7 protein-coding genes are annotated in these 11,001 nt (G+C 42.6%); 3 read left to right on the plus strand and 4 right to left on the minus strand.

The window, feature by feature from the left end:
* Positions 1 to 1,222 precede the first annotated feature (1,222 nt).
* The 3 genes from BDD30_RS24485 to BDD30_RS22325 all read left to right on the plus strand — a co-directional run bounded on the left by BDD30_RS24485 (position 1,223) and on the right by BDD30_RS22325 (position 7,416).
* Positions 1,223 to 6,547, plus strand: coding sequence for an alpha/beta fold hydrolase (locus BDD30_RS24485; protein WP_071823738.1), 5,325 nt, complete (start codon positions 1,223 to 1,225; stop codon positions 6,545 to 6,547).
* A 261-nt stretch (positions 6,548 to 6,808) separates the two neighbouring features.
* On the plus strand, positions 6,809 to 7,030 hold the full coding sequence (locus tag BDD30_RS22320; protein WP_015835194.1) for a type II toxin-antitoxin system Phd/YefM family antitoxin: 222 nt from the start codon (positions 6,809 to 6,811) through the stop codon (positions 7,028 to 7,030).
* Positions 7,027 to 7,416: a type II toxin-antitoxin system death-on-curing family toxin gene (locus BDD30_RS22325; protein ID WP_015835193.1), complete on the plus strand. Its 390-nt coding sequence runs from the start codon at positions 7,027 to 7,029 to the stop codon at positions 7,414 to 7,416. Before BDD30_RS22320 ends, BDD30_RS22325 begins: the two co-directional genes overlap by 4 nt.
* Before the next feature lie 127 nt (positions 7,417 to 7,543).
* On the opposite strand, the gene BDD30_RS22330 is transcribed toward BDD30_RS22325, so the two are convergent.
* The 4 genes from BDD30_RS22330 to BDD30_RS22345 all read right to left on the minus strand — a co-directional run bounded on the left by BDD30_RS22330 (position 7,544) and on the right by BDD30_RS22345 (position 10,501).
* Positions 7,544 to 7,984: a hypothetical protein gene (locus tag BDD30_RS22330; protein WP_041382197.1), complete on the minus strand. Its 441-nt coding sequence runs from the start codon at positions 7,982 to 7,984 to the stop codon at positions 7,544 to 7,546.
* A 340-nt stretch (positions 7,985 to 8,324) separates the two neighbouring features.
* The gene (locus tag BDD30_RS22335; RefSeq protein WP_015835192.1) at positions 8,325 to 8,843 is read right to left on the minus strand and encodes a LemA family protein; all 519 of its coding nucleotides are present in this window, start codon (positions 8,841 to 8,843) and stop codon (positions 8,325 to 8,327) included.
* A gap of 11 nt (positions 8,844 to 8,854) precedes the next feature.
* Positions 8,855 to 9,907 (minus strand): hypothetical protein, encoded by a 1,053-nt coding sequence (locus BDD30_RS22340; protein WP_015835191.1) that lies wholly within the window; start codon positions 9,905 to 9,907, stop codon positions 8,855 to 8,857.
* A gap of 36 nt (positions 9,908 to 9,943) precedes the next feature.
* Positions 9,944 to 10,501: a LemA family protein gene (locus tag BDD30_RS22345; protein ID WP_015835190.1), complete on the minus strand. Its 558-nt coding sequence runs from the start codon at positions 10,499 to 10,501 to the stop codon at positions 9,944 to 9,946.
* Between the last annotated feature and the right edge of the window lie 500 nt (positions 10,502 to 11,001).

The raw sequence follows: 11,001 nt of genomic DNA on the forward strand, positions 1-11,001 counted from the left end.
AAACAAGATATTGCAGAGGCTCAGAAAAAAGCAGCGTTAAGAAAAGAAGAAGCATTATTGCAGCAACAGCGGGCCGAAAAGGCGGAAAATGACGCAAATATCTCCTATCAGGGGGCGGAATATCGGGGTAAACGTGATATTGCTGCGGCTGAAAATAAGATTGCTCAGGTACAAGAAGATGCTAAAGGGGCAAAACAGGGCGATGCCAAACCTGATCGTACCGGTGCCGGTGGTAGTGGTTTGTCTGGCAAAGCCTACGAATCGACAGGAGCGGGGGAAACAGGGAGTTATATTGATCCCGAATTAATACCGGAAGCTGAAAAAAAATTCTACAAGGGATTGACTGAAGAAGAGCGACAAGCGTTGGATGATGCCAAACAAGCGATTGATCGTCTACAGATAAATGCCGGTATTCGCGCGGAAAATGCGGGTATTTTAACTACTTCAAAGTTTGCTAAAGTACAATCTGACAACATAGTGATGCCAACGTCGAATAGTTCAAGTGAACTTGTTAGAAGAGTGCCGCGGATCTCAGGCATTAATCTGGCATCGTTGGGAGATGATCCTAAAGTCGAACAGCATAATTCCGCTATATTTGAAAATGCAAAATTTAATTTATTGAAAGAGGGAAATAAGCTATTTATCAACCCTCATGTACGAACATTAGGGCGGAAAAGGCAGCTGAGTAAAGCGCTGGCTGCTGTACGTGATATTTTCTATAAAACGATGAGCCATTTTGATGAAGAGCATGTGTTGCAGCTTGAGCAGGCACTTTCTCATTGGCAACAGAGTAGCCCAAAGGAATTTGCTCTGCGTGTCAGTCAAGTGAACTTAATACGTTTTAGAATGGGTCGGATGATGGAACATTTGCAGGCCCAGCGCGCTGAATCTGCCGGTGTGCTTGGGATTGCTGTGGCACCTCAACATGCTGAACAGCTTAAGCAGCGAGTCATCTTTGATGGAACCGGACGTATTGTCGGTTTAAAAGGTAGTGTCACCCAAGACGAAATTAATCAACTTATTAAATGGAAAATTACCCCTTTAACTCGCAAGAATTCAACCGCTGAACGAGAAGCACCTAAGACTGAAAGTGAAAGCCTTATTGTTTTCATGAGCCGATTGGAGGCCGAGAATATCCCGGAAGCGGGGCCTTTGATAGAACGGGCCAGAGAACTCTGGCTCACCGGACAAGTCACATCTCGGGAAATCATTCAGTTATTTAATGATGCGATCAGCCTTACAGGCATACCCTGAGTTACATGGTTTGGTATTGTCATTACAAGCTGACGCTCACAGAGAAAAATCGACCACCCAATATATTGACAACTTATTTGGCCGTCGTTTTGATTCTGAGTTGGCGCATACATTGGTGAAAACCGCGTCACCGGATGCGATCGCCACCTCCAGGAGGATAGGTCAGTTTCTGGTGCAGGAGTTTGAGCTGTATATGCAAAGTACTTCTGATTCAACCGTCCGCGACGGGCAGATTGCGATCAGGATGCAAGCTTTTGCCGAAAGAATTAAAAAGGATATTCGTCCTTGGTTCAGTCGGGTGCCTGAACTGACTACATTCCTGCAAAAACCGACCTTTGATAACTTTAAAATCATGATGACTAAGGTGGATAACGGCTTTGAAATGATCAAAATTCCGTTTCTGGCGGTAAAAATGTCGATCACTGATGGTATGGGATTACATTTATCTCAATGGAAGGCGGAAGCGGATATTTTCTATCGGGATGAGATCTATAAGGCGCGTTCGACCAGTAGTAAATTAACAAATATGGCGGATGTTACTTATAAAGTGAAGTTAACTGAACAGCAAACCAATGATTATGGCATTGCACTGCCTTATCAGCCATCCGGTGATCAATATGAAGATTTTCTGTATGGCAGAAAAGTGGCGGCAGGCCGAGTGCTGACACCTGGACAAGAAACAATGCTTGAGCGTAATGCTCTGGTACAAGGGCATTCCGTGGTGACGGGAGCATCTGGCTCAACCAATATCATGGTTCATCTCAATAACCATATTGCTAGTCAGGAGCCTACTTTCTCGCAGGAGCAGGCATATCTTAATACTTTGGTGTTCCTGGTATTTGATGGTGGTCATTCGGTTAATGAAAGTTTGGTGGTTTACAAAGCGTTGCAGGAGACCGGTGATCAGCGCAGGCAGGTACTCCAGAACTACACCGCCAGTTATATGGATCTGATGGAGATCGCGGGAGATAAAGGAAAACGATGGATCAATCAGGCATTAAATAGTGCATTTGAGAAGACCCAACACCTTTATCGAGAAAATACCCCTGAGAGAGAGCATAATGATGCTCCGGTGGAAGCATTGCAGGCGCTATCGGGTAAAAATGGAGCGTCAGAGTCGGTATTCATTGAAGACGACGGTACTCCGCCACGGGATAAAGCCTCTTTAAATCCATTGATCCGATTCTTTAACAACGAGCTGTATGGTTTTAAAGAAGAACGCCGCTATATCAGTGATGAGACACAGACAATTCTTCGTGATGCTGTTGCTAATGGTCAATCAAGCAAAATCACCCTAAAAGGCGAAGAGGGACGTTTAACTGGATATTATCATCAGGGTGACATAGAACCGGGTAATACCTCGGCGGCAGCTGAGAAAAAAGTCGTGCTTTTTCTTCATGGTTCAGGTTTATCTGCGGAAGAGCAAGCTCATGATATCCAAAGTCACTATCAAAAGCAGGGCATTGACATACTTGCTATCAACATGCGCGGATATGGTGGTAGTGATGGTAGCCCCGGTGAACAAGGGTTCTATCAGGATGCCCGGACGATGTTCCGCTATTTGGTGCAAGATCGCGGTATCAAGCCGGGTAATATCATTATTCATGGTTATTCTGTCGGAGGACCGGTGGCGGCTGATCTTGCCCGATATGCAGCGCAAAATAATCAAGCCGTGTCAGGTCTGTTACTCGACAGACCGATGTCGAGTATGACCAAAGCCCTAACCGCGCACGACGTACCAAACCCTGTCGGCATGATTGGGGCGTTGGCAAAAGCGATGAATGGACAATTTTCAGTGGAAAAAAACCTCAAAGGCTTGCCGATCAATACGCCAATCATGTTATTAACTGACAATCAAGGTTTAGGACATGTGGGGGAAAAACTGCGTGCAAGATTGAGCGCCTCTGGTTATCGAGTGTCGGGTGAACAAACCTTTTACGGTCATGGAGAGAGCGGTGCTTTAATGAGCCAATATGCCGATAGGATTGTATCGACACTCTCCGGTTCTCGAAATAAACATCGGAGTGTGGTGAAGAACTCGCTGCAAAAGCGAGGTGATCATAAGACGCGTTTTGATAGTCAGATCATTATTCAGCTGGAAAATGACCCTATCGTAGCAAAAGCCGCGATCAATCTGGCGGGTAAACACCCAGATTCCAGTGTGGTGGTTAAACTTGATGCCGACGGTAAATATCATCTCATTTATGGTGATCCTGACAGCCTATCAGGAAAGTTACGTTGGCAGATTGTTGGCCATGGCCGTGATGAATCGGCATACAATAACACGCGCTTAAGTGGTTACAGTGCCGATGAATTGGCAATAAAACTGAAACAGTTCAGTCAGAGCTTTGAGCAGGCAGGCAAACCTGATCGTATCAGCATCGTAGGTTGTTCACTGATTAGTGAGGATAAGCGGAACGGCTTTGCCTATCGTTTTATTACTGCTTTAGATAAACAGGGCATCCGTAGTGATGTTTCAGCGCGTCGTAGTGAAGTGGCTGTTGATGCAACTGGGCGTAAATTTACCCGCGATAAAAATAATCAGTGGGTTAACAAATTGAACGATAACAAACTGGTATTAAGCTGGAATGAACAGGGTGAACTAACGACTACAACAGAAAAATTGCGCCGTGGTGTGGCTGAAAGCGATATCAACCTTGCCAGGGTGGGGTATACAGAAGCTGATTCAGTAACCAAAGGGGCAATTGCGGATAACTCTCATATTTTCACCGCACCAGGGAAGCGCAAAAACAGGATAGAGTTAGGTTCAAATCCTCAATCGGATAAGCCGCTGAGTTACGCCGGGAATATACAGGTAAACGTGGGTGATGGTGAGTTTACTGCGGTCAACTGGGGAACATCGAACGTGGGTATCAAAGTGGGTACCGGCGGTTTTAAATCGCTGGCTTTCGGTGATAACAATGTGATGGTTCATATTGGCGATGGTGACAGTAAGCACAGCGTTAATCTTGCTGGTTATCAAGCACTTGAAGGGGCACAGATGTTTATTGGTAATCGCAACGTCAGTTTCAACCTGGGGCGCAGTAATGACTTGATTGTCATGATGGATAAATCTATCCCAACGCCACCACTGGTCAATCCATTTGATGGTGCGGCTCGTATTACTGGTGTACTGAAAGCGATTGCCCGTTCTGGAGAAGAGCGGAATTGGTTGGCGGCGCAAGACCGACAGTGGACGTTATCTGGTGCAAAGAAATTTGTGCAGGATATGTCTGGCTTAGACCAAACTAGCAGTGTGGACTACAAGACACTGACTGAGCTGGATTCGCAGCATGAACGCAGTAGCCGTGGTTTGAAAAGTGACACAGAAGCCGCATTGAATAAGAAATACCACCAATGGTTAAGTGGTCACGGTAACAATACTGGAACGAGCAAAATGAGCCGTGCGGATAAGTTACGTCAGGCCAATGAGGAACTGGCTTTCAATTTTGCGGTAGGTGGTCAAGGGGCGGATATTCAAGTCACAACCGGTAGCTGGAACTTTATGTTCGGTGATCATATTCAATCGATTCTGGATACCAACTTAGGTTCTCTGTTTGGTTTGATGACGCAGCAGTATTCAACAACGGGCATGGTGAAGACAACATTTACCTACACGCCACAAGACTTACCGCGTCAGCTTAAGAACAAACTGCTTGGTCGGTTAGCCAGTGTGAATGCAGAGACCACTTTAGCGGATATTTTTGGTGTGGATTACACACCGGAGGGCCAGATTGTTGCCCGTACTGGTGAATCGGTCGATGGCAAGGCTGTTTTGCGAGAGATGCTGGAAGTTATTCATAAATTTGGTGGTGATCAACTACGTGCTTTCACTGATCCGGATAAATTGATTGACGGTTTAAAACAGAACGCTGATATGAGTGCAGATGGTGTTGAATCATTTCTTGTCAGTCATGGGCTGAAAGAGAAAGCGCCTGATGAGAATCGGGAAAAGAGCGTGCCGGTTGCCATCGACAGAGGGAATATTCAGACCAATAACCAACCAGAGCATGCACTTGGCTTTAATTCGCTGAACTTACCTAACTTGTTCGCGACGATATTCAGCCAAGATAAACAACAAGAGATGAAATCGTTAGTGACCAATCTAAAACAGAATCTAACCGCAGATCTGCTCAATATGGAGCAGAAAACGTTTGATTTCTTGCGTAACAGCGGTCATCTGCAAGGGGACAGCGATATCCATGTGTCATTGGGGAACTATAACTTCAACTGGGGCGGTGACGGTAAAGATCTCGGTGCTTATCTGGGCGATAACAACAACTTCTGGGGTGGCCGTGGTGATGATGTTTATTACTCAATCGGCACCTCCAACATCTTTACCGGTGGTGAAGGTGATGACTTGGGCGTTCTGATGGGGCGTGAAAACTGGATGTTTGGCGGTAATGGCGATGATACCGCAGTGGTTGCTGGACGCATTAACCAAGTCTTTATGGGCGAGGGTAATGATCAATCTTTTGTCTTTGGTGAAGGTGGTTTTATTGATGCCGGTAACGGGCATGACTACGTTGTGACTTCCGGTAACTACAACCGGGTGGATACCGGGGAAGATCAGGATTATGCCGTGACTATCGGCAATAACAACTGGGTTGAGCTAGGGGAAGGCAATGACTTTGGCAGGGTGTTTGGTAATGCCAACCGAATTGATGGCAACACAGGTAACGATGTAATTAAACTCATGGGCTATCATGCGGTGATTAATGGCGGAGAAGGTGATGATCACCTGATAGCCGCTACTATTTCGAAGTTCAGCCAGTTTGACGGTGGTGATGGTCAGGATCTGTTAGTTTTGGGTGGTTATCACAACAGCTTCCAGGGCGGGGCGGGTGTAGACAGCTTTGTGGTCAGTAGCAAGGTGATTGACAATCAGGTTAATGATATCAATGCGGAAGATATAATTGTCTTTAACGGAATTGATTGGCAAAACCTGTGGTTCCAGCGTAGTGGATACGACTTAGTGTTATCGGTGAACCGCCGTACTCAGGATAAAACGGCTCAGAGCCTATTTGAATCGGTAGGTTCAGTCACTTTTAATGATTACTTTAATGGTCATCGTGCCAAATTAGTGACTCAGATGGATAAGAAGGACTCTTCTGGAGAACGTGAATTTACGGCACTTTCCGACAATGCGGTTGATACCTTGATTCAGGCAATGAGCGGTTTTGCTCCGACAGCCGGTGATAATGGTTTTATTGAAAATTTGGATAGTAAAGCGAAAGCTGTCATTACCACCGCGTGGACGGATACCATGATAGGAAAAGGAAAATTTGCCTGATTAATTCCGCTATAAGTAAGTAAACAAGTCGTCATATACCCAATAGATTTCAAGTTGCAGTGCGGCGGCAAGTGAACACAGCCAACAAAGAGGCAATTTGAAAGATAACGGGTATAAAAGTAAATAGCATACTTAAGATATTGATGAAGCAACATAATAGGTTGTTCTTGAGTATGCTATTGAATTTCCCGTTCGTTGAGTACATCCAGTTTATTTTTTCTTGTGCTATGATATGTACCTTTCAACTGTACAGGTGATGCTATGAAAATTATCAACTTCACGGATGCTAGGGCAAAATTGTCCGATATTCACAAAACTGCGGTTAGCGGTGAGCCGGTTATCATTCGTCACAAATCATTTGGTAAGGCAGTACTCATTTCGGAAGCTGAATATCGTGAGTTTGCAGCCAATAAATTAAAGCAGGATGTGGCGGCAATATTTGACGAGTTTGACATTGAACTTAGGGAACTGAGTGACCGATGATTTTTCACGTTTCTCTCGATGAGATTTGTTATATCAGAGAAGAGTTAGTTGATCGATATGGTGGCCTGCATGGTGTAGTTGATACTGGTCGAGTTGATGCTGTTCTGTATCGTATTCAAGCATTGTGTGAATATGAAGCGTTGACTGACTTGTTTGAGATAGCTAGCTATTATCTTGTTGCCATTGCCAGAGGTCATGTTTTCGCTGATGGAAATAAACGTACTGCTTTAACAGCAGCCTTATTCTTTCTGAAAAAAAACGGTGTTATCGTTCAAAGAGCGCCGGAACTGGTGGAACTGACGGTATTAGCGGCAACTGGTGATGATGTGAGAGCTAATATTGCTAAGTGTTTCTTCCAAAATAGAATAAATAATCGTCGCTTGTAAAAGGGAACTAAAGTGCCTGAGGTGCGATCAGAGTTTTTGGCAAAGAAAACAAAATCGTAGAGGCCTTCAGGCACGACTAATTGTGAGACTATCATTTACACAGGGCTGGGGTTAAATAAAGATCAGTTTATTTCTTCCGCTTTTTTTTCCTTTGCTTCGCCTTGCTTTTCTTTTCCGTTCCAATTTCCGTTTCCGTTTCTTCTTCTATTGCCGGATGTCGCTGACGTATGGCGCTATATTGTTCAGCCAGTTTAAGCACGGCTTTTTTATTGCTAAACCAAAAAGACAGACAAGCTATCTGGACAACAATCAGGCTCCAAAACAAGCGGATAATATCTTTTGTGAAGGCTAAATAGATGACAATGACACAGAGTAAATTGACAAAGATAGATGTTAATAAACTGACAGACAGTGTTTGAATAACTTGGCTAATGCCCGGTATCCGGGCAAAGGGAGCCAGGCAAAATATTGCCACCAAAGGGCCGAAAATTGCGGTGATTATTAAAACACCCGAGTTACTACGGATAGCATCAACAAATCCGAATAAATCAAATGGAATAGTAAACATGGATTTCATCCTTGCGTGGGGTTTAACATCGAACTGGGTTTATACCCGTTATCTTTCAAGTTGCCTCTTTGTTGGCTGCACTCACTCACCCCAGTCACATCGTTATCTATACCCTTCATCTTTCAAGTTGCCTCTTTGTTGGCTGCACTCACTCACCCCAGTCACATCGTTATCTATACCCTTCATCTTTCAAGCTGCGGCTTTGTTGGCTGCGTTCACTTACCCCAGTCACATAGTTATCTATGCTCCTGGGGATGCGTTCACTTGCCGCCGCACTGCAACTTGAAATCTATTGGGTATATGCTCCCGGGGATGCGTTCACTTGCCGCCGCGCTGCAACTTAAAATCTATTGGGTTTATATCTTAATATCCAGGCAAAAATTATATTGGGAAACTGCCGGATACCCGTATTGTAAAGGGTAACGCTTTCATTAAAGAACTCACGTCTGTCTGCAATCTGATTTTCCAGCAGAGTGATCTGCGCCTGCAAATGTTGAAAAGTCGGTTGACTGATTAGGGCTGGATAATTTTCTGCCCGCATCAGCAATGACGACAACTGATGTTCTAATGTATTACCTATCATCACTTTTTCATCAATTATTTTTGTACTGAGATAATTTTTTCTGGCTTCTGATAGTTGCAGAAAGAGCGATTTTTCATGAGCCATTACCTGTTCCGCGATGGTGATAAGCTGTGGAATTAAATCAGCCTGCTTTTTCAGTAAAACATCGATATTGGCAAATGCTTTATCGCGGTATGTTTTTAATAGAACGATTTTATTAAAAATCCCCAGCAGATAACGAACCGCGACAAGCTGAATAACGATCAGAATAAGAGCAGATAGAATATATTTACCCATTGTTGTTATCTCTAAAATAACCATTTCAGTAGCGGAGATTCCCGATAGAAAACCGTTAAATGATGAGAGTGATATTCATAGGGAACAGTCAGGATAAAGGCAATTAATATTGCTGCACTAATGACGGTAATAGCAAGATTACGGCGCATTGGTGCAACTTCATTCCAGGTGTCCAAATATCTCGTCGAGGCAATCCCCAGTAATTGGTGAGGCGCGGCCTGAGTAATAACAACCTGATTGTCTTTTTCAACCGCTGTACCAATAATGAGATATTCTTCATCCGGAAATAACAGGTACTCTTGGTAAGATATGGAACCGATTTCATAATTCTGATAAAGAGAAAAATTAACAAATGTCAGCGTTTCTGGTGTTGCCTCAATACGGACTGATCCTGAATGATCGGTTAACGTGAATTGACTAATTTTTTCTTCTGAATGGCGCAGAGAATAACGTTTACTGCCTTTAGAATCCGTCCTGACATTATATTCATAATAACGATAGCCATAACATAACTTTTTACTCAGTGGACTTTTGAATTGTTTTCCCTCTGTTATTTTTCCTTCTATTTCTACCAAGCCCATAGCGATTGAACGGATTTTTGATGTTGGTATAATTTGTTGAAATTTAAGAAATTTATTTTCCGGCGTTGTTTTTAATCGGCTATGGATAAATAGCAGGAACAATAAGCCAAATAAGGCATAGGGTGAAATAAAAAAGCTAATTAGCAAAATAGCAATAGCTGCCGAACCTAAAATCATTTCCCAAGTTGCCTTGCTGGCAGATTCATCAGATTGTCTGGCTTGTCTGTAATATTTTGCCGCACTTTTTCCGAACGAAATGATATTTATCAGAATCGGCAGGACAAAAATAAAAAGCAGGCTGCCAATGAATACATTGAAAAAATGTCCAAAAGGATCATCGAAATAGCAAATGGCAATGATTCCTGCAATTAAAGGAATGGAAAGCCAGCGGAGCCATTTAAATCCTACAGTTTCTTTCAAAATGAAATAGATAGTATAAATTAATACGCAGGCAATAACAAAAGCAAAAATAAAAGAGACCATAGCTAAAATTACCTATCGCAGGATTTATCATCTGACTTATTTAAACTTGATACCATCATAGGCTTTTTCTTCCTGACGGATCTCTAGTAAAGGTAGTTCCCGATAATGGAACATGCGGGCAAAAATTAGATCGGGAAATAGATAAATCGCCGTATTATATTCCGTTACGGCATCATTAAACATTTCTCGGCGATGAGCAATTTTATTTTCCAGATCTGTCACCGCTGTTTGCAACTGTGAAAACTGGGAGCCTGAAATCAGTGTCGGATAATTCTCAGCGATGGCTAGTACAGATCGGAACGCATTGGTCATTTCATTAGAGGCTTTGATTTTATCTGTGAGGGTATTGGCATTAAAATATCCCTGCCGTGCGTCACTTAACCGGGTGAAAATATCACGTTCATGTTCCATTGACTTTTCCAGCACAGTCACAAGCTGCGGGATCTGATCTGCCCGCTGTTTTAAAATAACATCGATATTGGCAAATGTATTGTCTGTCTGATTTTTCAGGGCAACCAGGCGGTTATAAATGGTGATCCCCCAGCTAATAAGCCCTAAAATAACGACAGAGATAATAATGATAATTATTGTCATTTTTTTCTCCACGAAAGTCGCTCAGTCTAATTCATAGCAAGTTCAACTATCAAGTGCAATGTTATGTTGTTTCATGTAGCTTTGCAAAAACTACCGATGCTTATTATTACGTACAATAACACTTTCGAGTTAATTGGCGATCAATAATGAAATAGATTTAACTTAAAAATATACAAAAAAATTCGAATTTATGAACATTAAGTTTGTTTTATTGTCTTTAACATTGATACGCCTTTGGATGCCACTGTTTAATAGCAGTGAATAACCGCATTATTGAGAATAAATAGCGACATTCGTTTTACGGATCAAATCGTCCTTGGATAAATTCTGTCAAATTAATTTGACTTTAATCTGAAATTAGTGTCATTCATTTTGTTGTTAGATAGAATTGAAAGATACATTTGAATAAGTAATTAATTATGTGATTTTATTTCCTAAAAACAATAAACAAATAATTTATTTTTAATTTAAAATTATTTATTTATGATATTAAAAATAAC

The sequence above is a fragment of the Photorhabdus asymbiotica genome (assembly GCF_003634575.1).
Classification (GTDB): Bacteria; Pseudomonadota; Gammaproteobacteria; order Enterobacterales; family Enterobacteriaceae; genus Photorhabdus; species Photorhabdus asymbiotica.

What these genes read in the sequence shown, in the direction of transcription:
- BDD30_RS24485 (WP_071823738.1), top strand. Translation starts at nt 1,223, where the DNA reads ATGATGCGATCAGCCTTACAGGCATACCCTGAGTTACATGGTTTGGTA.
- BDD30_RS22320 (WP_015835194.1), top strand. Translation starts at nt 6,809, where the DNA reads ATGAAAATTATCAACTTCACGGATGCTAGGGCAAAATTGTCCGATATT.
- BDD30_RS22325 (WP_015835193.1), top strand. Translation starts at nt 7,027, where the DNA reads ATGATTTTTCACGTTTCTCTCGATGAGATTTGTTATATCAGAGAAGAG.
- BDD30_RS22330 (WP_041382197.1), bottom strand. Translation starts at nt 7,984, where the DNA reads ATGTTTACTATTCCATTTGATTTATTCGGATTTGTTGATGCTATCCGT.
- BDD30_RS22335 (WP_015835192.1), bottom strand. Translation starts at nt 8,843, where the DNA reads ATGGGTAAATATATTCTATCTGCTCTTATTCTGATCGTTATTCAGCTT.
- BDD30_RS22340 (WP_015835191.1), bottom strand. Translation starts at nt 9,907, where the DNA reads ATGGTCTCTTTTATTTTTGCTTTTGTTATTGCCTGCGTATTAATTTAT.
- BDD30_RS22345 (WP_015835190.1), bottom strand. Translation starts at nt 10,501, where the DNA reads ATGACAATAATTATCATTATTATCTCTGTCGTTATTTTAGGGCTTATT.